Source organism: Streptomyces sp. SYSU D01066-1, assembly GCF_054956795.1.
The window spans coordinates 55,320-79,101 of record NZ_JBUDHV010000007.1; the positions used below are offsets into that span (position 1 = coordinate 55,320).

The 23,782-nt window shown below is 73.0% G+C and carries 19 protein-coding genes and 1 tRNA gene; 17 read left to right on the forward strand and 3 right to left on the reverse strand.

Annotated elements, in window-relative coordinates; translation table 11 throughout:
* Positions 1–360 precede the first annotated feature (360 nt).
* Positions 361–1,323 (forward strand): DUF5926 family protein, encoded by a 963-nt coding sequence (locus ACY1JF_RS09360; RefSeq protein WP_462704537.1) that lies wholly within the window; start codon positions 361–363, stop codon positions 1,321–1,323.
* A 323-nt stretch (positions 1,324–1,646) separates the two neighbouring features.
* On the opposite strand, the gene ACY1JF_RS09365 is transcribed toward ACY1JF_RS09360, so the two are convergent.
* Complete coding sequence (locus ACY1JF_RS09365; protein WP_462704538.1) at positions 1,647–2,312, reverse strand: bifunctional DNA primase/polymerase; 666 nt, start codon at positions 2,310–2,312, stop codon at positions 1,647–1,649.
* A 629-nt stretch (positions 2,313–2,941) separates the two neighbouring features.
* Between ACY1JF_RS09365 and ACY1JF_RS09370 the strand changes: the two genes are divergently transcribed.
* Together ACY1JF_RS09370 and ACY1JF_RS09375 are read left to right on the forward strand one after the other, a co-directional pair.
* Positions 2,942–4,345, forward strand: coding sequence for a PP2C family protein-serine/threonine phosphatase (locus ACY1JF_RS09370; RefSeq protein ID WP_462704539.1), 1,404 nt, complete (start codon positions 2,942–2,944; stop codon positions 4,343–4,345).
* Between the two features lie 124 nt (positions 4,346–4,469).
* Positions 4,470–5,927 carry an aminopeptidase P family protein gene (locus ACY1JF_RS09375; protein ID WP_462704540.1) on the forward strand — a complete coding sequence of 486 codons (1,458 nt, stop codon included), beginning with the start codon at positions 4,470–4,472 and terminating at the stop codon, positions 5,925–5,927.
* 310 nt (positions 5,928–6,237) lie between these two features.
* On the opposite strand, the gene ACY1JF_RS09380 is transcribed toward ACY1JF_RS09375, so the two are convergent.
* Positions 6,238–6,690, reverse strand: a complete 453-nt coding sequence (locus ACY1JF_RS09380; protein WP_462704541.1) for an ATP-binding protein — start codon at positions 6,688–6,690, stop codon at positions 6,238–6,240.
* Positions 6,691–6,972: 282 nt separating this feature from the next.
* On the opposite strand from ACY1JF_RS09380, the gene ACY1JF_RS09385 reads away from it, so the two are divergent.
* From ACY1JF_RS09385 to ACY1JF_RS09425, 9 genes are all read left to right on the forward strand, one after another.
* Positions 6,973–7,809: a hypothetical protein gene (locus tag ACY1JF_RS09385; protein ID WP_462704542.1), complete on the forward strand. Its 837-nt coding sequence runs from the start codon at positions 6,973–6,975 to the stop codon at positions 7,807–7,809.
* Between the two features lie 112 nt (positions 7,810–7,921).
* Entirely contained in the window at positions 7,922–8,665 is a 744-nt protein-coding gene (locus ACY1JF_RS09390; RefSeq protein ID WP_462704543.1) for a YcnI family copper-binding membrane protein, read from the forward strand.
* An 87-nt stretch (positions 8,666–8,752) separates the two neighbouring features.
* The gene (locus tag ACY1JF_RS09395; protein ID WP_462704544.1) at positions 8,753–9,409 is read left to right on the forward strand and encodes an SCO family protein; all 657 of its coding nucleotides are present in this window, start codon (positions 8,753–8,755) and stop codon (positions 9,407–9,409) included.
* Positions 9,406–9,924: a copper chaperone PCu(A)C gene (locus ACY1JF_RS09400; RefSeq protein ID WP_462704545.1), complete on the forward strand. Its 519-nt coding sequence runs from the start codon at positions 9,406–9,408 to the stop codon at positions 9,922–9,924. Before ACY1JF_RS09395 ends, ACY1JF_RS09400 begins: the two co-directional genes overlap by 4 nt.
* A 13-nt stretch (positions 9,925–9,937) precedes the next feature.
* Complete coding sequence (locus ACY1JF_RS09405) at positions 9,938–12,031, forward strand: copper resistance protein CopC (protein ID WP_462704546.1); 2,094 nt, start codon at positions 9,938–9,940, stop codon at positions 12,029–12,031.
* 8 nt (positions 12,032–12,039) lie between these two features.
* Entirely contained in the window at positions 12,040–13,329 is a 1,290-nt protein-coding gene (efeB, locus tag ACY1JF_RS09410) for an iron uptake transporter deferrochelatase/peroxidase subunit (protein WP_462704547.1), read from the forward strand.
* Between the two features lie 196 nt (positions 13,330–13,525).
* On the forward strand, positions 13,526–14,461 hold the full coding sequence (gene pheA, locus ACY1JF_RS09415; RefSeq protein ID WP_462704548.1) for a prephenate dehydratase: 936 nt from the start codon (positions 13,526–13,528) through the stop codon (positions 14,459–14,461).
* A 636-nt stretch (positions 14,462–15,097) separates the two neighbouring features.
* Positions 15,098–16,375: a serine--tRNA ligase gene (gene serS / locus ACY1JF_RS09420; RefSeq protein WP_462704549.1), complete on the forward strand. Its 1,278-nt coding sequence runs from the start codon at positions 15,098–15,100 to the stop codon at positions 16,373–16,375.
* Complete coding sequence (locus tag ACY1JF_RS09425; RefSeq protein WP_462704550.1) at positions 16,372–17,205, forward strand: HAD family hydrolase; 834 nt, start codon at positions 16,372–16,374, stop codon at positions 17,203–17,205. The genes serS and ACY1JF_RS09425 overlap by 4 nt, the downstream gene beginning before the upstream one ends.
* Positions 17,206–17,355: 150 nt before the next feature.
* Here ACY1JF_RS09425 and ACY1JF_RS09430 read toward each other — a convergent pair.
* Positions 17,356–17,463, reverse strand: a tRNA-OTHER gene (locus ACY1JF_RS09430).
* 1,015 nt (positions 17,464–18,478) lie between these two features.
* On the opposite strand from ACY1JF_RS09430, the gene ACY1JF_RS09435 reads away from it, so the two are divergent.
* The 5 genes from ACY1JF_RS09435 to ACY1JF_RS09455 all read left to right on the forward strand — a co-directional run bounded on the left by ACY1JF_RS09435 (position 18,479) and on the right by ACY1JF_RS09455 (position 23,747).
* Complete coding sequence (locus ACY1JF_RS09435) at positions 18,479–18,880, forward strand: hypothetical protein (protein ID WP_462704551.1); 402 nt, start codon at positions 18,479–18,481, stop codon at positions 18,878–18,880.
* Positions 18,881–19,031: 151 nt separating this feature from the next.
* A complete protein-coding gene (locus ACY1JF_RS09440) occupies positions 19,032–19,979 on the forward strand; it encodes a hypothetical protein (RefSeq protein ID WP_462704552.1) in 948 nt (315 codons plus the stop codon).
* Positions 19,980–20,152: 173 nt separating this feature from the next.
* Positions 20,153–21,517 carry a peptidoglycan-binding protein gene (locus ACY1JF_RS09445; protein ID WP_462704553.1) on the forward strand — a complete coding sequence of 455 codons (1,365 nt, stop codon included), beginning with the start codon at positions 20,153–20,155 and terminating at the stop codon, positions 21,515–21,517.
* Positions 21,514–22,401, forward strand: coding sequence for an ABC transporter ATP-binding protein (locus ACY1JF_RS09450; RefSeq protein WP_462704554.1), 888 nt, complete (start codon positions 21,514–21,516; stop codon positions 22,399–22,401). Before ACY1JF_RS09445 ends, ACY1JF_RS09450 begins: the two co-directional genes overlap by 4 nt.
* A 176-nt stretch (positions 22,402–22,577) precedes the next feature.
* Positions 22,578–23,747, forward strand: a complete 1,170-nt coding sequence (locus tag ACY1JF_RS09455) for an ABC transporter permease (RefSeq protein ID WP_462704690.1) — start codon at positions 22,578–22,580, stop codon at positions 23,745–23,747.
* Positions 23,748–23,782 lie beyond the last annotated feature (35 nt).

Genomic DNA, 23,782 nt, shown 5'->3' on the forward strand with positions numbered 1-23,782 from the left:
CCGGCCCGCCCAGCGAACGGACCGGCGGACAGACCGACTCGACCGGCCCGCCCAGCGAACGGACCGGCGGACAGACCGACTCGACCGGCCCGCCCAGCGAACGGACCGGCGGACAGACCGACTCGACCGGCCCGCCCAGCGGACGGACCGGCGGACAGGCGGACGGGGCGGCGGACGGGTCCGGCTGGTTCTCCGGCAGTCAGGTCCGGCCGGCGCCTCGGTGGACGGCCTCGCGGGCGTCCCGCGAAACCCGTGCCGTCGCGCACGGTCCCGGAGTTGTCCACAGGTCCCCGTCGGCCCCGACGTGAACGGCTAGGCTCGCGCCCGTACGAGTAGAGCCGTAACCGGGAGACACCCACGATGGCCAAGAAGCGCCCCCAGACGAAGGCCAAGCGCCCTCAGCTCGATGCGGAGGTCCCGGTCGTCGGCGCCCGCGAACCCTGCCCCTGCGGCAGCGGTCGCCGTTACAAGGCGTGTCACGGACGGGCCGCCGCCCAGGCCGTGACCGAGCTGGTGCAGCGCCCCTTCGAGGGACTGCCCGGCGAGTGCGACTGGGTGGCGCTGCGCGAGCTGGTGCCGGCGGCCACGGTGGAGTTGCCGCTGAAGGGCGGCCTGCCCGAGGGCGTCCCGTCCGTCACCCTGGCGACGGTCCTGCCGATGGCCTGGCCGGCGCTGCGCCGCGACGACGGCTCGGTCCTGCTCGGCCTGCAGAACGACACGCCCTCCGGTGACATCAGCCGCGACCTGGCCGACACCCTCCAGCGGGCCCTGGACGCCGCACCGGGTACGCCGGTCCAGGCCCGTCGGGCACCGGCGGACGGCCCCCGGCTCCAGGACCTGCTCGACGCAGACGGCGTTTTCGAGCCAGTGGTGCACGAGGGCTTCGAGTTCTGGGTCCCGGACGCGGAGAACGCCACGCCCGAGGTGACCGCCTCCCTGGAGCGGGCCAACGCCGCGGCCATCCCGACCGTCCGGCTCCAGGGCGTGGACGCCGCCTACTGGTGCGAGACGCCGGAGAAGAACCACCTGCGCTGGGTCATGCCGCACGAGGAGGAGCGGCTGCTGGACGCTCTCGCGCGGCTGCACGCGGCGGGCCGGTCGTCCCTCGGGGAGGGCACCCGGCTCGTCGGTTCCTTCCGCGCCCACGGGCTGATCGTGCCGGTCTGGGACCTGCCGGGGGCCGTCTCCGCACAGGACGTCGAGAAGCCGGCGGCCGAGTTCGCCGAACGCCTCGCCGAGGCCCTGGGCACGGACGCGCCGCTCAGCGCCGAGGAGCGCCGGGCCCGTGGCGGTCTGACCAACCGGCAGGTCACGCTCAGTTGACGTCCGGCCGCCGGGTGGGTGACCCCGTTCACCCCCTCCGGTCGGCGCGGATCAGTCGATGACCGGAAACACAGAGACGGAATTTGCTAACCGCCGATCTCTTGTTACCGTTCCAGTAGCCCGGTTGCTGGTGCATCCCCCGTCGCCAGCAACCGGGCCTTTGTGCGTCCAGCGCCGTGCATCGCCGTCCAGCGCCCCTCCCAGTGCCGCACAGCGCCGTCCAACGCCGTGCGGCACCCTGCCTCGCCGTCCAGTACAGCGCAGCCCGTCCAGTACCGCGCGGCGCCGTACGGCTTCGCCAAGCGTCGTGAGCCCACCGCGCCCTACAGCTCGGGCGCGCTCACTCCTGTACGGGTGAGGGCCTCGACCACCGCGTCCACCACGGCCTCCACATCGGGCACCCAGGGCGAGGACGAGCCGGGCAGCGGGGCCCGCTCCCAGCGGACGGGGCCCGCGCCGCACTCGGACGGGGGCAGGGCGAGGTAGCCGCCCTCGCCGTGGAAGCGCAGGGAGCCGGGGACGAAGTCCTTGGCATAGAGCAGTTCGCCCAGTTGCTCCAAGGAGTACGGCTTGACGAGGATCGACCAGCGGGTCGGCGAGGCGACGACCGGGCCGAGCCGCATGCCCGTCCGGTCGAGCGCGACCAGGGCGCGGGCGGCCGGCAGCGCGGGCAGGGACACGGCGCACGGGGCGTTGCCCCCGGTGGCCAGGACGATCGGGGCGGCCGGCCGGTTGGCCCACCACCAGCGCACCATGCGTCCGTCGGTGGTGGCCGCGAGGAGCCCTGGGTCGAAGGGGTGCGCGCCGGGCACCGGGCACTCCGGATCGGGACAGGAGCAGCCGGACCGCCCCTGCGGATCCGCCGCCACGCCAGGGAGAACGGGCCACTGCCATTCCGTGGCGTAGGTCAGGGCCGCGCCGGTCAGGTCAGGCCTCCCGGCACCGCGCCGGGACAGGAGCCTGCGTCGCCTTCCGAGGATCTCGCGCATGAGCGCTCGTTCCTTTCCGTTGCACGCCTGGCAACACCGAGGTCCACATCACACCATGGGTCGATCTCTTCACTGCGCGTATCTGTCGGCGCATCACACCTTGCCGGAGGCAAGGGGAACCCCTATGGGTCGAGCATCGGCTGCGTCCGCGGCCGGTCCGTCCATACTGCGTCTGGCAAAAGCATGGGCGTGGCGCGGGGTGGCGGAGCATGGCGTTTTGCCGTCCCGCGTATTTCTCTCCGCCTCCGCCACGGGAGGATGGGGCACGGTCGTCGGTGGATAGGACGCCCGGGTCCATCGCCAGGTTCCGGATGGCGCCGAATACCCGCCGACCACACCTGGCTTTCACCGAGTACGTACCCATCACGACCGCTGTGACGCTCCGTGAAGCACCACCAGTCGACCGCAACAAGACGTACTGCGGGGTGTTTTCCGGCCAACTTCGTTCCTTCACACAACACAGACCAGGACGTCACCCACACCTCATGGACACCAGTAATCCCAGCAGGACAATGCTGGACATCTCCTCACCAGTGCGTGTACATGTGGAGACACTGCCGGCGACGCAGAACGACATGGGGGTTTGCGATGCTTTTGAGCAGTAAGGGCCGGTCGGGAAGCCGACTGCCATGAACGCACCCCACCCTCCGAAAGTGGCCGGAATCGATTCATCGGTTCCCTCACCCGCACACACTGCCGCGCCCGCCACGCCGGGCGCCCCGCCGGTCCGTCCGGGCTCCCCCGGGAGCCACGGAGCCCCCGGCGCCCTCCTCCAGGACCGCCTGGCCGGCTGGGTGTCCGACCTCACCACGCTGCACGAACTGACCGAACGCCTGGTCCGCACCGGCACCCTCGCCGACGCCTTCGACGAAGTGCTGCGGGCCGGAGCCGCCCTGGTGGGCGCGCGCCGCGGCCTGGTCGTGCTGGAACCCGCCGACGGACTGGGCCCGGACACCTCGGCCGGTCTCGGCCTGACCCGCGCCGACCTGGGGCACATCGAGACCGTTCCGCGCGCCTCACTGGCGCACGGACGGATCCTGGAGGGGCTGCCGGTCGGCGAGAGCGGGATCGCCGAGCCCGATCTGCTCGCCGAGGAGGGACTCGACCCCCGGCACCGCGACGTCGCCGTCCGCCTCGGCTACGCCGCCAGCTACGCGCTCCCCCTGCGGACCGAGTCCGCCGGGCGCCTCGGCGTGGCCGTATGGCTGTACGACGCGCCCGCCGAGCCGCGCGAGCGGCAGCGGCACCTGGCCGGGCTGTACGTCCGCTACGCGGCCGAACACCTGGGCCGGCTCCGCGAACTGGAGCGCACGCGCGCGTGCATGGCCACGATCGCCGAAGAGCTGCTCCCCGCGCGGCTGCCGCGCGCCCCCGGCGTCCGGCTCGCCGCCCGGCACCGCACCGGCCCGCGCGGCGGCGGCGACTGGTACGACGCGCTGCCGCTGCCGGACTCCGCGCTCGGCCTGTGCGTCGGCTCCGTCACCGGTTCCGGGCCCGGCGCGCTGGCCGCGATGGGCCGGATGCGGGCCTCCTTGCGGGCGTACGCCGTGATGGAGGGCGAGGACCCGGTCGCCGTCCTGTCCGACCTGGAGCTGCTGCTGCGGCTCACCGAACCCGCCCGCTCGGCCACCGCCCTGTTCGGCTACTGCGAGCCCACGCTGCGCCGGATCACGCTGGCCGGTGCCGGGCACAGTCCGCCGCTGCTGACCGGGGAGCGGCGCACGGAGTTCGTGGAGACCTCGGTCTCCGCGCCGCTGGGCATGCTGGCGTGCTGGGAGGCGCCGAGCGTGGAGGTGCGCGCCGACCCCGGGGAGACGGTCCTGCTCTACACCGACGGGCTGCTGCGCCGTACCGGCGACCCGGTCGACCGCGCCTTCGCCCGCCTCCACGCGGCCGCCGCCTGCGTCCCCCGGGCCAAACGGCACGATCCGGACGCGGTCGCCGAGCACGTCCTGCGCACCGTGCTGCCGGACGGACTGGACGAGGCGGACCCCGAGGAGGACGTGGTGCTGCTCGCCGTCCGCTTCGAGTAGCGGCCGGGGCAGCCGCCGGCGCGGCCGGAACAGCCGCCGCGGTAACAGGTCCTCGGGCCCTGGGCCCCCTTCCGTACGACCGTACGATGGGAGGTGGTCCAGTGCCGTTACAAGGAGGATGACCGTGTCGGAGGAGCTGCCGGAGACCCCGGAGACCGCTGAGGAAGAGCCGATCAAGCAGCGCAAGAACGGCCTGTACCCGGGCGTGTCCGACGAGCTCGCCGAGAACATGAAGTCCGGCTGGGCCGACACCGAGCTGCACGGCCTGGAGCCGATCGCCCAGGCCGCCGAGACCGCCGCCCGCCGCGCCGCGCTGTCCGCCCGCTTCCCCGGCGAGCGCCTGGTGATCCCCGCGGGCAACCTGAAGACCCGCTCCAACGACACCGAGTACGCCTTCCGCGCCTCCGTCGAGTACGCGTACCTCACCGGCAACCAGACCGAGGACGGCGTCCTGGTGCTGGAGCCGGCGGGCGAGGGCCACGAGGCCACGCTCTACCTGCTGCCGCGCTCCGACCGGGAGAACGGCGAGTTCTGGCTGGACGGCCAGGGCGAGCTGTGGGTCGGCCGCCGCCACTCCCTCACCGAGGCCGCGAAGCTGTACGGCATCCCCGCCTCCGACGTGCGCGAGCTGGCCGGCAAGCTGCGCGAGGCCACCGGCCCGGTCCGCGTCGTGCGCGGTCACGACGCCGGCATCGAGGCCGCGCTGACCGACAAGGTCACCGCCGAGCGCGACGAGGAACTGCGCGTCTTCCTCTCCGAGGCCCGCCTGGTCAAGGACGACTTCGAGATCGGCGAGCTGCAGAAGGCCGTCGACTCCACCGTGCGCGGTTTCGAGGACGTCGTGAAGGTGCTCGACAAGGCCGAGGCGACCAGCGAGCGCTACGTCGAGGGCACGTTCTTCCTGCGCGCGCGCGTGGAGGGCAACGACGTCGGCTACGGCACCATCGCCGCCGCCGGCCCGCACGCCTGCACCCTGCACTGGGTCCGCAACGACGGCCCGGTCCGCTCCGGCGACCTGCTGCTGCTCGACGCGGGCGTGGAGACGCACACGTACTACACCGCGGACGTCACGCGCACGCTGCCGGTCAACGGCCGCTACAGCGAGGTCCAGCGGAAGATCTACGACGCCGTCTACGAGGCCCAGGAGGCCGGCATCGCGGCGGTGCGGCCGGGCGCCAAGTACCGCGACTTCCACGACGCGGCGCAGCGGGTGCTGGCCGGGAAGCTGGTCGAGTGGGGGCTCGTCGAGGGCCCGGTCGAGCGGGTGCTGGAGCTGGGGCTGCAACGCCGCTGGACGCTGCACGGCACCGGCCACATGCTCGGCATGGACGTCCACGACTGCGCCGCCGCGCGGGTGGAGTCCTACGTCGACGGCACCCTGGAGCCCGGCATGGTGCTCACCGTGGAGCCGGGCCTGTACTTCCAGGCCGACGACCTGACCGTGCCCGAGGAGTACCGGGGCATCGGCGTCCGGATCGAGGACGACATCCTGGTCACCGCCGACGGCAACCGGAACCTCTCGGACGGGCTGCCGCGCCGCTCCGACGAGGTCGAGGCGTGGATGGCCGCGCTCAAGGGCTGACACGGGCCACGGCTGGGGCGGGCCGACGGCTCGTACGGACCACGACCGGCACCGCTCACGGCTGGGGCCGGCCACGGCTCGTACGGGCCACGGCTGGGGCTGGCCACGGCTCGCGACTGGCATGGGTCACGGCTCGCGACTGGCACGGGTCACGGCTCGCGACTGGCACGGGTCACGGCTCGCGACTGGCACGGGTCACGGCTGGTGTGAGCCACGGTCGGCACCGCTCACGGCTCGTGCGGCACCGCTCACGCCTGCCCCGTCTCCGCCGTGGCCGTTCACCGATCCGGGGCGTGGCCGTGCCCGGGGTTCACACCGCCACGAGCGGGGCGTCGTTCCGCCACTTGATGATCTTGTCGAAGCTCACCACCGCGCCGCCCCGCGCCGTCGCGCGGCCGATGTGGACGTGGTCGGCGAGTTCCCTGATGAGACACAGCCCCCGGCCGTGCTCGGCGTCGGCGGGCACCGGCGCCGGGCGGGCCGGGCGGCCGGCGGTGAAGCCGGGCCCCGCGTCGGTGACCTCGATGCGGCACCGCTCACCGTCCAGATAGGCCGTGACGCGGTAGGCGGCGGAAGGGTCGCCGTGCCCGCCGTCCCCGCCGTGCTCGACGGCGTTGGCGCACGCCTCGGTGAGGGCGACGGAGAGGTCGTAGGAGACGTCGGGGTCGACGCCCGCCGTCTCCATGGTGCCGAGCAGCAGGCGGCGGGCCAGCGGCACGCTCGCAGCCTCGCGCCGCAGATGGAGTGACCACCAGATGCTCATGCTCCACCAGCCTCCTGGGCGCGGCTCGACATACCGTTACGTATTGCCCGGCGTGCCCGGCCGTAAGCGCGGGGTTGACGTGAGACCGCCCATACGGCGGATGCGCCCTGACGGCCACCGGTGTATGCGGGGCTCCAGCGCCGGGGCGCAAGGGACACTCGGGGCTCCCGGAGCGGTTCCCGCACGCGGGCGCACTCCACCAGACGGTGACCTTCCGGTCGTACGGCATCTTGTGGACCTGCCGCACGGTGCGGGCGGGTCCAGTGCGATGATGAGCCCGCCATGACTGCCCCCCACCCGCCTACGGCGCGTTCCGGGAACGACCTCCGGATCCTGCGGGCCGCGGTGTTCGCCGCGGTCTGCGTCGTGCTGGCCGGGGCGGGGCACGCCGTCGCCTCCCGCGCCGGGCTCCCGTTGTGGTCGCTGGGCGTCGGCTTCCTCGGGGCGGTCCTGGTCGCGGCGCCGCTCGCCGGGCGGGAGCGGTCGCTGCCCGGTATCGCGGCGCTGCTCGCGGTCGGGCAGACGGCGCTGCACTCGCTGTTCGGGCTCGGCCAGCACGGTATGACGGCCACCGGCACGACGGCCACCGCCGTGACGACCGACGCCACGCTGGTGCGGCAGGCGGCGCGGCTGGTGTGCGGGACCACCGCGGCGGCGCTCAGCCCGGCGCAGGCGCAGCGCATCCTCAGCGACGCGCGGGTCCGGCCGGACGCCGCCGACGCCACCGTCCACACGGCCCACCACCCGGCGGACGCCCTGTCGGCCGCCGCCGGCTCCCCCGCCGCCCTGCTGCCGTCCCTGCCGATGCTGCTGGGCCACGTCCTGGCGGCGGTAGCCGCCGGCTGGCTGCTGCGCCGCGGGGACCTGGCCCTGGCCCGGCTCGTGGAACTGTCGGCGCACTCCGCGCACCTCGTCACCGAGGGCGCGCTCGTACGTTCCCTGCGCGCCGCGCTCGCTCTGGTACGCGCCTTGCGCGTCGGACTGCCGGGCGAGCCGGACGAGGCCGCGCGCCTGCCGCGTACGGCCCTGCTCGCCGTACCCCGGCCCCGTACCACCGCGCTCCAGCACACGGTGATCCGGCGCGGGCCGCCGAGCGCCGCGCTCGTCCTCGCCGCCTGACACGACGCGACCGCCGCTCCGCCCGCCGGTGGAGGGGGACGCCGTCGTGCGGCACGCGCGCGCGTGCGCGCTCCCCCACCACTCGCACACCAAGAGAAGCGGAGTGCTCCTCATGAAGACTTCCCGTATCGCCGCCGCCGGCGCCGTCGCCGGCGCCACCGTGCTCGTCCTGTCCTCGCCCGCCTTCGCGCACGTCACCGTGGAGCCGGAGGGCGAGGCCGCCAAGGGCGGTTACGCGGTCGTCGACTTCAAGGTCCCCAACGAGCGGGACAACGCCTCCACCACCAAGCTGGAGGTCACCATGGACACCGACCACCCGCTGGCCTCGGTGATGCCGCAGCCGGTCGAGGGCTGGACCGCCGAGATCACCAAGAGCAAGCTGGACGAGCCGCTCGAGTCGCACGGCGAGAAGCTCACCGAGGCCGTCACCAAGGTGACCTGGACGGCGACGGGCGACGGCATCGAACCCGGTTACTTCCAGAAGTTCCCGCTCTCCATCGGCGCGCTGCCCGAGGACTCCGACCAGCTGGTCTTCAAGGCGATCCAGACGTACTCCAACAAGGAGGTCGTGCGCTGGATCGAGGTACAGCAGGAGGGCCAGGAGGAGCCCGACACCCCGGCTCCCGTACTGGAGCTGACGGCCGCCGAGGACGACTCCGACGACGCCCACGGTTCCTCCGGCGCGGCGGCCGACGACACCGGGGCGGCGGCCGGGACCACCGAGGCCGCCTCCGACGACTCCTCCGGTTCCACCGACACCACCGCCCGCGTGCTGGGCGTCGTCGGCATCGTCGTCGGCGCGGCGGGCGTGGCCTACGGCGTGCTCGCCGGACGCCGGCGCCCCACCAACGCCTGAGGCGACCCGTACGTCCGGCGCGCGCCGGGGACCCGGAGGTCCGGGCCCCGGTGCGCGCCGGAGCACTCACGACTGGGACATTTCTCCATGCGCACCAAGACGTTCGCCGCGGCGGCCCTGCTCGCCGCCGCCTCCCTGACCCTCACCGCGTGCGGCGGCGGTGACGACTCCTCCGGCTCGCCCGTCACCGTGGTCTCCGAGGACGCCTCCTCACAGCGGGCCGCCACCGTTCTCGACAAGCCCTTCGACAAGCCGGACCTGGTCCTCACCGACACCGAGGGCGAGGAGTACGACCTCCGCGAGGAGACGGCCGGCAAGCCGACCCTGATCTACTTCGGCTACACCAACTGCCCCGACGTCTGCCCCCTGACGATGAACAACATCGCCGTGGCCAAGAAGCAGCTGTCCAAGGCGGAGCAGGACGAGCTGCGCGTCGTGTTCGTCACCTCCGACCCCGAACGGGACACCCCGGCCGCGCTCGGCGAGTGGCTCAAGGGCATCGACTCCCAGGTCGTCGGACTGACCGGCGACTTCGACACCATCCAGGCCGGCGCCCGCACCCTCGGCATCTCCATCGAACCGGCCACCAAGGACAAGAACGGCAAGGTCGTCTCCACCCACGGCACCCAGGTCGTCGCCTTCTCCCCGAAGACCGACAAGGGGTACGTGCTGTACGGCGAGGACGCCACGGTGGACGACTACGCCGAGGACCTCCCCAAGCTGATCAAGGGGGAGACGCCGTGAGCCGCCGCCCCGCCCTGGGCGCGGCGGTGCTGGCCGGCGCCCTCGCCCTCACGGGGTGCGGCACCGGCGGCGGCTCGGGCGAGGCCGACCTCTCGGTCAGCGCCGCCTACATGCCGCGGCCCGTCTCCGACACCATGGCGGCCGGCTTCCTGACCATCACCAACGACGGTGACGCCGAGGACCGGCTGACCTCGGTCACCAGCGACACCGGCCAGGTCACCGTGCACGAGACCGTCGACGGCGCCATGCGGCAGGTCGACAGCCTCCCGATCCCGGCCCACGGCCGGCTCGCCCTGCAGAGCGGCGGCGACCACCTGATGTTCGAGAAGCTGGAACAGCGGCCCGAGGAGGGCCAGACGGTCTCCGTGGAGCTGCGCTTCGCCGACTCCGACCCGGTCACGGTCGAGATGCCGGTGAAGTCCGCCACGTACCGGCCCGGCACCACCGACGCCGAGGGCTCCGGGCACGCCTCACCATCCGGGCACGCCTCACCGTCCGAGCACTCCAGTCACTGAGGGAGGGACCACCTTGACGCGGACCACCGCCCCACGCGTGCGGACACTGGTGCTGCTGTTCGTGGCCGTGGCCGGCGCGCTGCTCGCCGGTGCCGCCCCGGCCTCCGCGCACGCCGCGCTGACCGGCAGCGATCCCCGGCAGGGGGCGGTGGTCGACCGGGCCCCGGCCCGGGTGTCGCTGACGTTCTCCGAGAGCGTCTCCATGGGCGACGACTCACTGCGCGTGCTCGATCCCAAGGGCGAGCGCGTCGAGGACGGCGCGCCTGCCAACGTCGGCGGCACCACGTACGGCGTCGCCCTGCACTCCGGGCTGCCGGACGGCACCTACACGGTGACCTACCAGGTCGTCTCCGCCGACAGCCACCCCGTCTCCGGCGCCTTCACCTTCTCCATCGGAGCCCCCTCCGAGACCTCGGTCCAGGCCACCGCCCAGGGGGCCGGCGGCGGCATCGTCGGCCGGCTGTACGGCCTCGGCCGCTACATGGCCTACGCCGGCTTCGCCGTGCTGGTGGGCGGCGGCGCCTTCGTCCTCGTGTGCTGGCCGCGCGGCTCGGGCGTGCGGACCGTACAGCGCCTGGTCGTCTCCGGATGGCTCGCGCTCACCGCCGCCACCCTCGCCATGCTCCTGCTGCGCGGTTCCTACACCGGCTCCGGGAGGGCCGCCGACATCTTCGACCTGGAGCTGCTCAGCCAGGTGCTCCAGACCAAGACCGGCGCCGCCCTGGTCTCCCGGCTGCTGCTGCTCGCGGCGGCGGCCCTGTTCGTCGCCGTGCTGTTCGGCACCCACGACAGGCGCGAGGGCCAGGAGAAGCGGGACCTGACCTTCGGGCTCGCCGTCGGCGGGAGCGTCGTCGCGGCCGGTCTCGCCGCCACCTGGGCCATGGCCGAACACGCCTCGGTCGGCCTCCAGCCCGGCATCGCCATGCCGGCCGACGTCGTCCACCTGCTGGCCGTCGCCGCGTGGTTCGGCGGGCTCACCACCCTGCTGACCGCCCTCTACAAGGCGCCCGCCGACCACCCCGTCGACACCACCGCCGTGACCCGTTTCTCCCGGGTCGCCTTCGGCAGTGTGGTCGCCCTGGTGATCACCGGGACCTACCAGTCCTGGCGCCAGCTGGGATCGTGGTCGGCGTTGACCGGCACCCGGTACGGACAACTGCTGCTCGCCAAGATCGCACTGGTGGCGGTACTCGTCGGCATCGCGTACCTGTCCCGACGCTGGACGGCGCGGCTGGCCGCGACGGCGGGCGAGGTACCCCGGCCCCGGGAGGAGGAACAGGCCGGCGCCGCGGGCACCACGCCAGGGACCAGGACCAAGGCAGCGACCACGCCAGAGGCCAAGACCAAGGCAGCGACCACGCCGGGGGCCAAGACCAAGGCGGAGAACGAGGCAGCGACCACGCCGGGGGCCAAGACCAAGGCGGAGAACGAGGCAGCGACCGCGTCGGCCGCCTCGGCACCCTCCACGGCGGCCACCCCGGTCTCCGCGGCGAAGCGCACGGGCGGGGTCAAGCCCGTGGGCAACGCCAAGCGCGCCGCCCAGCTCGCCCGGCAGCGGGCCGCCGTGGACGCCGCGCGGCAGAAACGGCTGCGCGACGGTGACCCCCACCGCTTCGGACTGCGCCGCTCCGTCCTCGCCGAGGCCGGCGTCGCCGTCGTCCTGCTCGCCGTCACCACCGTCCTGACCCAGACCGAGCCGGGCCGTACGGAGCAGGAGGCGGCGGCGGCCACCTCGTCCGCCGCCTCCACCGACGCCTCGGCGACCGGAGCCCTGACCCTGGACATGCCCTTCGACACCGGCGGCGAGGACGGCGAGGGCGTGGTCCGGGTCGAGGTGGATCCCGCCCGGGTGGGCGCCAACGACGTGCACGTCTACGTCGAGGACCCGGACGGCCGTGCCGTCGACGTCCCCGAGGTGAAGCTGGCCTTCACCCTGGAGGCGAAGGACATCGGGCCGTTGCCCGTCGCCCCCGACCACATCACCACCGGACACTGGTCGGCGAGTGAGGTGCAGCTCCCCATGGCCGGCGACTGGAAGATCGCCGCGACCGTGCGTACCTCCGACATCGACCAGGTGACCGTCTCCAAGAACGCGCAGATCGGCTGAACCGCACCATGGCTGACCAGTCCATCCCGGAGGCCCGCACCCCCGACGCCCCGACCGCCGAAGAGACCCCGGCCCCCACGGAGGGCGTCTCCCGGCGCCGGCTGCTCACCACCGCCGGCGCCACCGGGCTCGTGCTCGGTGCCGCGGGCGGCGCCGTCGGGTACGCCGCCGCGCCCTCCGAGGCCACGCCGCTGACCTCGCTGGGCGAGGAGCAGGTGCCGTTTCACGTGAAACACCAGCCCGGCATCACCACCCCGGCCCAGGCCCGCGGCCATCTCGTCGCCTTCGACCTGGCGGCGGGCGCCGGACGCAAGGAGGCGACCGCGCTGCTGCGCCGCTGGTCCGACACCGCCCGGCGGCTGATGGCGGGTGAACCGGCCGGTTCCGGCGACACGGACGTGGCCCGTGACGCCGGACCGTCCTCCCTCACCGTCACCTTCGGGTTCGGCCACAGTTTCTTCGGCCGGACCGGCCTGGAGAAACAGCGCCCGGTCTCCCTCGACCCGCTCCCCGACTTCTCCTCCGACCACCTCGACAAGAAGCGCAGCAACGGCGACCTGTGGGTACAGATCGGCGCGAACGACGCCCTGGTCGCCTTCCACGCCCTGCGCGCCCTCCAGAAGGACGCCGGATCGGCCGCCCGCGTCCGCTGGCAGATGAACGGCTTCAACCGGTCGCCGGGCGCCACCGCCCACCCCATGACCGTGCGCAACCTCATGGGCCAGGTCGACGGCACCCGCAACCCCAAGCCGTCCGAGGCGGACTTCGACCAGCGGATCTGGGTACCGGAGTCCGGCTCGGACGACCCGGCCTGGATGGCGAACGGCTCCTATGTCGTCGTACGCCGCATCCGCATGCTCCTCGACGACTGGGAGGAACTGTCGGTCAAGGAGCAGGAGGGCGTCATAGGGCGCCGCAAGTCCGACGGGGCGCCGTTGTCCGGGGGCGGTGAGACGACCGAGATGGACCTGGAGAAGACGGACGGGGCCGGGAACCTGGTGGTCCCGATCAACGCCCACGCACGCATCACCCGCCCCGACCAGAACGGTGGCGCGGCCATGCTCCGCCGGCCCTTCTCCTACCACGACGGCTTCGACTCGGACGGCGTCCCGGACGCCGGCCTGCTGTTCATCTGCTGGCAGGCCGACCCGCTGCGCGGCTTCGTGCCCGTGCAGCGGAAGCTGGACCGGGGGGACGCCCTGTCGGCGTTCATCCGGCACGAGGCGAGCGGCCTGTTCGCGGTGCCGGGCGGCGCGGCGGAAGGGGAGTACGTGGGACAGCGGCTGCTGGAAGGGTGAGCAGGGGTGCGTCCGGAAGAGTGAGAAGAGTGAGCAGGGGTGGGCCTGGGAGGGGGAGCAGAGGTGTGTCCGGGAAGGTGAGCAGGGGGATGGGCCTGGGAGGGCGATCAGAGGTGCGTCCCGGGTGCCGGTGGGCCTGATCGCGCCCCGTCCGGTCGGCACACGGGGCGGTCGCAGGGCGCATTAGGGTGAGGACATGCCCGCCAGCTACGCGTATCTCGGCCCTGAAGGCACCTTCACCGAAGTCGCCCTGCGCACGCTCCCGGAGGCCGCGACCCGCGAGCTGGTGCCGTACGTCTCCGTCCAGTCCGCGCTCGACGCGGTGCGCGGCGGCCAGGCCGAGGCCGCGTTCGTACCGATCGAGAACTCCGTCGAGGGCGGCATCACCACCACCCTCGACGCGCTGGTCGCCGGCCAGCCGCTGATGATCTACCGAGAGGTGCTGCTGTCGATCACCTTCGCGCTGCTGGTGCGCCCGGGCACCAGGCTGTCGGACATCAAGACGGTCACCGCCCACCCGGCCGCCCAGCCCCAGGTACGCAACTGGCTGAAGGCCCACCTCCCGGAGGCCGTCTGGGAGTCGGCCGCCTCCAACGCGGACGGCGCCCGCCTGGTCCAGGAGGGCCGCTACGACGCCGCCTTCGCCGGCGAGTTCGCCGCGCCCCGCTACGGCCTGGAGCCGCTGGAGACCGGCATCCACGACTCGCCGCACAACGCCCAGACGAGGTTCGTGCTGGTGGGCCGTCCCGCCCGGCCGGCCGCGCCGACCGGCGCCGACAAGACGTCCGTCGTGCTGTGGCAGCGCGACGACCACCCCGGCACCCTGCGCGATCTGCTGGGCGAGTTCGCCACCCGTGGCATCAACCTCATGCTGCTCCAGTCCCGGCCCACCGGCGCCGGCATCGGCAACTACTGCTTCTGCGTCGACGCCGAGGGGCACATCTCCGACCGGCGGATGTCCGAGGCGCTCATGGGGCTGAAGCGGATCTGCCTCCAGGTGCGGTACCTCGGCTCGTACCCCCGCGCGGGCGTCGGTCCGGGTGAGGCGGGCGACCGGTTGCCGTGGACGTCGGACGAGGAGTTCGTGGCGGCGGCGGAGTGGGTCGCACGGTGCCAGGACGGCCGGTTCTGACGGCCTGTGACGCCCGGTGCGGACGGTCCGTGACGCCCGGTGCGGGCGGTCGATGCCGCCGATGCGGACGGTCTGCGGCGCCCGGTACCGGGGTCGGGGCCGCCGGTGCCGGGGGCCGGTGCCGCCGCCCTGACGGTCGTATCTGCCGATCCCGGTTATCCACAGGAGTTATCCACAGGTCCTCATCTCGACCTGCGGACAAGTCGACAACAGTGTCCCATTTAGTCGACAAATCCCTCCATGGGGCACATCTCCGCCCGCAGGGTCACAGGCCTCTCTTCGTCCACCCGTTTCTCACCTCTCATCCCCCAGAGTGACGCGCTTCCACTCATAAGTGGCTGTCCGGAGGGTTTGAGAAAGGAATTATCCGTCCCGGATGTCCGTTTGGGAATGATCACTTCCACGGTCCACAGAACTTCCGCACAGCCTGTGGATAACTCTCCGGGGATGTGGATTCCTGTGGACAGCGGGACCCCAAGTCCCGTCCCGCACAAGGTGATCCGGTCAACCCGCCATTCATTCCCTGCCTCGTTCCAGGGAATGGGACACTTTTCGTTGACCGGCACGGACCGTCGCGAAGCGCCTCGGTCAATAGTGAGTCGATCGCCGTCACCGGGCACCGGTAGCCTTGACCGTGTGATTGACCTTCGCCTGCTCCGTGAGGACCCCGACCGTGTGCGCGCTTCCCAGCGCGCCCGTGGAGAGGACGTCGCGCTCGTCGACTCCCTCCTTTCCGCCGACGAGCGGCGCAGGTCGTCCGGCGTCCGCTTCGACGAGCTGCGCAACGAGCAGAAGGGGCTCGGCAAGCTCATCGGCAAGGCCACCGGTGACGAGAAGGCCGAGCTGCTGAAGCGCGCGAGCCAGCTCGCCGCCGACGTCAAGGCCGCCGACGCCGAGCGCGACGCCGCCGACGCCCAGACCCAGGAACTGCTCCAGAAGCTCGGCAACCTGGTCCACCCCGAGGTCCCCGTGGGCGGCGAGGAGGACTTCGTCACGCTGGAGACGCACGGCACGCACCGCGACTTCGCCGCCGAGGGCTTCGAGCCCAGGGACCACCTGGAGCTGGGCCAGCTGCTCGGCGCCATCGACGTCGAGCGCGGCGCCAAGGTCTCCGGCTCCCGCTTCTACTTCCTCACCGGCGTCGGCGCCCTGCTGGAGCTGGCGCTGGTCAACGCGGCGATCGCGCAGGCCACCGCGGCCGGCTTCACGCCGATGCTCACCCCGGCGCTGGTCCGCCCGCAGTCGATGGCCGGCACCGGCTTCCTCGGCCAGGCCGCGCAGGACGTCTACCACCTCGACAAGGACGACCTGTACCTGGTCGGCACCTCCGAGGTGCCGCTCGCCGCGTACCACATGGACGAGATCATCGACGCCGAGCGGCTGCCGCTGCGCTACGCCGGCTTCTCGCCCTGCTTCCGCCGCGAGGCCGGCTCGCACGGCAAGGACACCCGGGGCATCTTCCGCGTCCACCAGTTCGACAAGGTCGAGATGTTCTCCTACGTCCTCCCCGAGGACGCGCAGGCCGAGCACCGGCGCCTGCTGGAGTGGGAGAAGCAGTGGCTGACCTCGCTCGAGCTGCCGTTCCGCGTCATCGACGTGGCCTCGGCCGACCTCGGCGCCTCGGCCGCCCGCAAGTTCGACTGCGAGGCGTGGATCCCGACCCAGGGCAAGTACCGCGAGCTGACCTCGACCTCGGACTGCACCGAGTTCCAGTCGCGGCGCCTGTCGATCCGGGTCCGCGAGGACAAGAAGGTGCGCCCGCTGGCGACGCTCAACGGCACGCTGTGCGCCGTACCGCGCACCATCGTGGCGATCCTGGAGAACCACCAGCAGGCCGACGGCTCGGTCCGGGTGCCCGAGGTGCTGCGCCCGTACCTGGGCGGCCGGGAGGTCCTGGAGCCGGTGGCCACGTGAGCGGCGCCGCCCCCGACACGGGTTCCACCGGCTTCCCGTACCGCCTGGTCGCGACCGACCTCGACGGCACGCTGCTGCGCTCCGACGACTCGGTCTCGCAGCGCACCCGGGACGCGCTCGCCGCCGCCACCGCGGCGGGCGCCGCCCACATCGTCGTCACCGGCCGCGCGGTCCCCTGGACCCGGCACGTCCTGGACGACCTCGGGTACGACGGGCTGGCCGTCTGCGGACAGGGCGCGCAGGTGTACCACGCCGGGGAGCACCGGCTGCTCACCTCGGTCACGCTCGACCGGCAGCTGGCCGGGGTGGCGCTGGCGAAGATCGAGGCGGAGACGGGACCGCTGTACCTGGCGGCCGGCCGGGACGGCCTGGACGGGGAGGTCCTGGTCGGGCCCGGGTACGAGGTCGGGGGCGGTCTGCCGGCGGTCCCGTTCACGGACGCCTCCGACCTGTGGTCGGCACCGCTGAACAAGATCTACATCCAGCATCCGACGCTGTCGGACGACGAGCTGGTGGAGGTGGCCCGGCGGACGGCGGGCGGTTTCGTCACGGTCGTCATGGCGGGTGCCGGGATCGTCGAGCTGCTCCCGCTGGGCCTGTCCAAGGCCACGGGTCTCTCGCTGGCGGCCCGTCGCCTGAAGCTGAAGGCCGCGGACACGATCGCCTTCGGCGACATGCCCAACGACATACCGATGTTCGCCTGGGCGGCGCGCGGCGTGGCGATGGCCAACGCCCACACCGGGCTGAAGGCGGTGGCGGACGAGGTGACGTCCTCGAACGACGAGGACGGTATCGCGGTGGTGCTGGAGCGGTTGCTCGGCCAGCGCTGAACTGCCGGGGCCTGGACTCCCGGGGGCCTGCCTGCCGGGGCCTGGACTCCCGGGACCGGGCTGTCGGAGACGGACTGTCGGAGACGGAACTTTCCCGGACCGTCGGGGCCGGGCTGTCGGGGCCGGAGCCCTCGGGGGCAGAACTGTCGGCGGAGGATGCACGGATCGAACGTGCGCGGGCTTGACGGGCCCGACCGCGGCTCGCCCTGAAGGACACGCACAGGGCGATCCGGTGCCTTACCACTCGGCCAATCCTCCGGGTGGGCGGCCCACGCGGATGCTGCGCACCGCGTGCTCGAAGCGGCCGCCCCGGGCGGTTCCTTCTGTGCGGAGCGGACTCCACGGAGCGTGGTGGTGACTACTCCGGAGCCCGCCGCGGGCCGCCCTGTCGGGAGCTGGACGTACTGCCGTGCATGGGCACCGCCCCGCTCCTCTCCCGGTCTGCGACGCCCCCGCGGCGCGGCGGCTCGGACATGACACAAGTGTGCGGGCGCGGGTACGCGGGGCGCCACCGAATTACCACGGGGCGCCACCCGGCCGTACGGGCGCCACCCGGCCGTACGGGCGCCGCCCGGTCCGCACGGACGCCACCCGGCCGCACAGAAGCCACCCAGTCCCACAGAAGCCACCCGGCCCCACGGACGCCACGTCGATCCACGCAGGCATCACCCGATCCACCCGGGGCGCCACCCGGCCACCGCAAAGCGCCGCCAGTCCATCTGGAACGCCAAGCACCGACGCGAAACACCGATCACCCGCACGGAACACCGCCGACCCACGCGCGAGGGACGGACGCCGGCCGGTGCGGGTGCCTCGGGCCCCTGGCATGCGCACGGCTCGTAATCAGCCAACGTGACGACATCGGGCCGCCCGTTCCGTCCCGTTGATCCCGGTGGAACCGTGCCGTCCAACTGAAGGTGACGTATTCCGCTTGCTGTGCCATTTCAGTTGATCAGCGCATATGTAGGGCGCTTCGGCGACCGGTCCCAGGCGGGTGCCGCGTCGGGCGGACCGGGCGGAGCGCCGCCGTCCAGATGCGTTCCACCAGCGCGGTCATGGGGCCCGGCCGGCGCGGGCCGCTCGGCACAGCGGCTTCACGGCCATGGCACGGCTGTCGAATCCGGTCCATGCGATCGCAACCTCGTTGCCTCTCGCATAGCGACCACTTACGTTTTCAACTCGCCGTTCGATCAAGGCCATTGGGCCGCTCGACCGGTCAACTTCCTGCAATTGCAAGGAAGTGAGCCACTCCGCACCTCTGGAAGGAAACCGCATGCGCATCAGAAACCTGGCCGTCGCCGGGACCGTGGCCCTCGCGGGCCTCGGCACCGGCCTGGCCACGGCCGGCCCGGCCAGCGCCGCCGGCGAGTACTGCACCTCCGGGTACGCGTGCCTGTACTACAACAGCGACTACTCGGGCGCGTTCTACCGCCAGTACTTCGACATCCCCAACTACGCCGGCTACTACTTCAGCGTCAGCGCGGCCGGCAGCGCGGGCGCGGGCACGGCGGTCAAGAACAACACCGCCTCCGTCGACAACTGGGACTTCTACAACGGCATCCGCATGTACTACAACAGCAACTACGCGGGCGCCTCCCAGTCCATCGGCGCGGGCGGCCAGGCCAATCTGAACTCGACGCTCAAGAACGAGAACGCGTCCGGCAAGTTCTACTAGGCCGCCCCGAGTCACCGCAGTGAACCGTCGCCCGGCCACCGGCCGACGGACGTGAGAAGAAGGGGTGCGCTGCCCAATGCAGCTGGGCAGCGCACCCCGTTCGCAGTGTAGCGACGACCACCTCCACGTGACCCAAGGGATGAGCATCAGCATGCGCAGGCGTCTTCCTCCTTCCTCCTTCGCCGTACTCGGCGCTGCCGTCGCGCTCACCGCGATGACCGGCTGCGGCTCCTCCTCCGACTCCGGCACGGGCGGCGGCGGGGGCTCGGCCCCGGACGTCGGCGCCACGCCGACGCTCAGCTCGGTCACGGACCAGTCGCTCCCGGTCGAGGCCTACCTGTTCAGCAAGGACCAGACCGACCAGCTGAACCAGGCGGTCGTGGTCCTGCGCCAGCAGTGCATGGGACGTTTTGGACTCACGTACCAGGACCAGACCGCGCAGGGCGCCTTCCAGCCCAAGAGCCGCACCCAGTTCCGCTACGGCGTCACCGACGCCGACGACGCGGCCGCGCACGGCTACAAGCCCGCGGGTTCCGAGACCCCGGTGGTCAAGCCCAGTCCGCAGCAGGAGGATCCGGCGACCACCATGGTGCTCACCGGGACCAGCGACCCCCATGTGAAGCCGGGATCGGCGGCGGCCAAGGGCGGCCAGGACTACAACGGGCGGAAGGTCCCGGCCGGCGGCTGCGTCGGCGAGGCCAACCGCAAGCTGGGCGTCACCGGTTCCCAGGGCTTCAGCGACGCCGAGATCGCCGTCAAGGTCAACACCGACAGCTGGGACAAGTCGTACACCGACTCCCGGGTCCGCGCGGTGTTCCAGGAGTGGTCGCGGTGCATGGAGCAGAAGGGTTACGCGTACGCCGACCCGATGAAGGCCAACGACGACCCCGAGTGGCAGCGGACCACCACGGCCACCGCGCGTGAGAAGCAGGTCGCCCAGGCCGACGTGGCCTGCAAGGAGCGGCACAACGTGCTGGGCGTCTGGTACTCCGTCGACGTCGCCTACCAGAAGCAGATGATCGAGCAGAACGCCGAGGCGCTCGCCGAGGTGAAGAAGGCCATCGACAAGCAGCTGAAACTCGCCGCCCGGGTGGCGTAACGCGTCGGGGCCCGCGGCGCGTCCAAGGAACAACAGAGCCGGCCTGGAGAGGCACAGTGTTGGAACCCGATGCTCCTGACACACCCAGCTCGCACGAGACGGGGACATCCGCCCGCGGCCCCCGCGGGTCCGCCCGCGCGGCCGGCTCCGGGCTCGCCCGGCGCCGCCGGTGGGTGGCGCTCGTCGCGGGCGGCGCCCTGCTCCTGACCGGGGCCGGGATCGCCGCGTCCTTCGTGGTGAAGTCACCCGCGCAGGCCGCCGCCGAGGCCGAGCCGCCCGCCGAGGACGTACTGACCGCGCCGGTGGACAAGCGCGTCCTGAAGGACTCCGTCATCCTGCGCGGCACGGTGGTCGCCGGGCAGTCCGTCGACGTGACGGTCTCCGGATCGGGCGCCGTCACCGGCACCACCGGGGCCGTCGTCACCAAGGCCCCCGCGCGGGCGGGCACCGCGGTCGAGGCCGGTCAGGTCCTGGTCGAGATCTCCGGCCGCCCGGTCTTCGCGCTCAAGGGCAAGGTGCCAGCTTACCGCGACCTCAAGTCCGGCGCCACCGGCGACGACGTCACCCAGCTCCAGGACGCGCTGGCCGATCTGGGGCACGGCTCGGGCCCCGATCCCCGGGGGACGTTCGGGGCCGGGACCCGGCGGGCGCTGGCCGCGTTCTACACGTCGATCGGGTACGGCACGGTGTCCGCGGAGACGGACGGCGCCGCCGCCGTCCAGGACGCGCAGGACGCCGTGACGGCGGCCGAGCGGGCGTGGCAGGACGCCCGGGACGCCGACGGCGCCGGGCCGACCGAGGAGACCGGGACCGCGGTGCGGCGGGCCGCGCAGGACCTGGAGCGCGCGCGGGACCGGCTCTCCCAGGCCCAGGAGGCCGCGGGTCCGATGCTGCCCGCCGCCGAGGTGGTCTACCTCTCCGGGTTCCCCGCCCGGGTGGACGGGGTCTTCGCGGTCCTCGGGTCCACGGTCACCGGCGAGGTCATGACGGTCTCGGCCGGTTCGCTCGTCGTCCAGGGCTACCTCCAGGAGGCCCAGAAGGGCCTCGTCCGGACGGGGCAGAACGCCGAGATCCTCCAGGAGCGGACCGGGGTGAGGACCGCCGCGCGGGTGCGGTCGGTGGCGGACACCCCGGCCGAGGCGCGGCAGACGTCGTCGTCCGGTGGCACCGGTCAGGGCGCCGGGGACGCCGGGAGCGCGGACGGCCAGGCCGCCGCCGCCCAGGGCTACCTCATGGTCGTGAAACCGGACGAGGCGCTGCCGGTGGCCTCGGTCGGCCAGGACGTGCGGCTGACCGTCGAGGCGGGTTCGACCGAGGGGGAGGCACTGGTGGTACCGGTCACCGCGATCTCCGCGGCCTCCGACGGCGGCACCGTCGTGACCGTCGTCGGGGCCGGGGGCGAGCAGCGCCGGGTCGAGGTGACGACGGGGACGACGGGCGACGGGTACGTCGAGGTCAAGCCGGTCGGCGGGGCCGCCCTGGCCGAGGGCGACAAGGTCGTCACCGGGGTCAGGGCCGGCGCGGGGAGCGGCGGATGAGGAGCTGGGGACGGAGCCGGGGCGACTCGGCCGGCGGGGTCGCCGGGGCACGGCGGGGCCGGCCGGCGTCCGGCGCCGGGCGGGCCGGGGACGGGCGGGCCGGGGACGGGCGGGCCGGGGACGGGACGCGCGCCGGCGAGGAGACGCTCACCCTCGCGGTGCCCCGGCCGGGCACGGTCCCCCCGGCCGGCCCGGGTGCGCCGCCTCTGCCGGTCATCGAGTTCCGGCAGGTCGCCCTCACCTATCCCGGGCCGCCGCCGGTACCGGCGCTCAAGAGCTGCGACCTGCGGATCGAGCGGGGCGAGTTCGTCACGGTGGTCGGCCCGTCCGGCTCCGGCAAGTCGACGTTCCTCAACATCGCGGGCCTGCTCGACGCCCCCACCGCGGGCACGTACCGGCTCGACGGCATCGACACCGGGGCGCTGAAGGACGGTCACCGCACGGCGCTGCGGGGCCGCCGGATCGGCTTCGTGTTCCAGTCCTTCCACCTGCTGCCGCACCGCAGCGCCCGCGAGAACGTCCTGCTCGCCATGGTCTACAACGGCGTCCCGCGCGCCCAGCGGGCCGAGCGGGCGCGCGAGGCGTTGGAACAGGTCGGCCTCGGCCACCGTATCGACGCCCTGCCCACCCGGCTGTCCGGCGGTGAGCGCCAGCGCGTCGCGATCGCGCGGGCGCTGGTGTCACGGCCGTCGCTGCTCCTGTGCGACGAGCCCACCGGCAACCTCGACAGCAGGAACGCCGAGTCGGTCCTCGCCCTGCTCGAACAGCTCCACCGCGGCGGCATGACGGTGCTCGTCATCACCCACGACCAGGCCGTGGCCGCGCGCGGCGCCCGTACCGTCGCCATCCGGGACGGCGTACTGCACGAGCAGGTGACCGTATGAACCACCGTCGGCCGCGCGGGCGGCTGTGGCCCTGGCCGCTGTCGCGCGCCAAAGACGCGGAACGTCCGGGCGCGGACCGTCCGGACGCGGACCGTCCGGGCGCGGACCCGGACGCCGCCACCGCGTCCCGTGTCGAACCCTCCGTGTTCACCCCCAAGGACCTGCTGGGCGAGTCCATGGCCGGCGTCCTGCAGCGCCCGGCCCGCTCCGCGCTCACCGCGCTCGGCACCGTCCTGGGCGTCGGCACCTTCGTGGCGATCCTCGGGCTCACCGCCACCACCTCCTCGCAGGTCGACTCCCGCTTCAACTCGCTGACCGCCACCGAGGTGGACGTCGAGGACATCGGCGTCGAGCAGAACGAGTTCGTCCACCTCGCCTTCCCCAAGGACGCCGACGCCCGTGTCGAGCGGCTCGGCGGTGTCGAACACGCCGGGGTGTACTGGACGGTGGACACCCGCGGTTTCGACGCCCGGGTGCGCTCCTCGCCGGTCGGTGACGCGGCCGGCGGCGAGCGGGCCGGCATCGTCGCCGCGTCCCCCGGCGTCCTCGAGGCGGCCGTGCCGCACGTGGTGCAGGGACGGGTCTACGACGCGTACGCGGAGAGGACCGCCCAGCCCGTCGTGGTGATCGGTTCCTCGATGGCCGAACGGCTCGGCATCACCACCCTGGAGACCCGGCCCGCGCTGTTCATCGGCGATCAGCCGTTCACCGTCGTCGGGATCATCGACGACGTGCGGCGCAAGGCCGACCTGCTGCTCTCCGTCGTCGTACCGCGCTCCACCGCGCTGAAGCTGTGGGGCGAGCCGACGACGGGCGGCGCGAAGATGCTGGTCGCCACGGAGCTGGGGGCCGCCCGCCAGGTCGCTGAGCTGGCCCCGACCGCGCTGCGTCCCGATCATCCCGAGTACTTCAAGGCGATCCCGCCGCCCGACCCCAGGACCCTGCGCGGCGACGTGACCGGTGACCTCCAGCAGCTCTTCCTGCTGCTCGCCGCGATCTGCCTGGTCATCGGCGCGGTGGGCATCGCCAACACCACTTTGGTGGCGGTCCTGGAACGCACCGGGGAGATCGGCCTGCGTCGCGCCCTCGGTGCCCGGGGCGGGCACATCACCGTCCAGTTCCTCTCCGAGTCGGGGGCGACCGGCGCCCTCGGCGGGCTGGTCGGGACGAGCCTGGGCACCCTGACCGTGGTCGGTGTCGCCATCGCACGGGACTGGACCCCCGTGGTGCACCCGGGGACGGTCGCGGCGGCGCCGGCCCTGGGGCTGGTGACCGGCCTGGTGGCCGGGCTCTACCCGGCGTGGCGGGCGTCCCGGATCCAGCCGGCGGAGGCGCTGCGGCGGTGACCCGGCCGATGCGCCGGAGCCCCGGACCGGCCCGC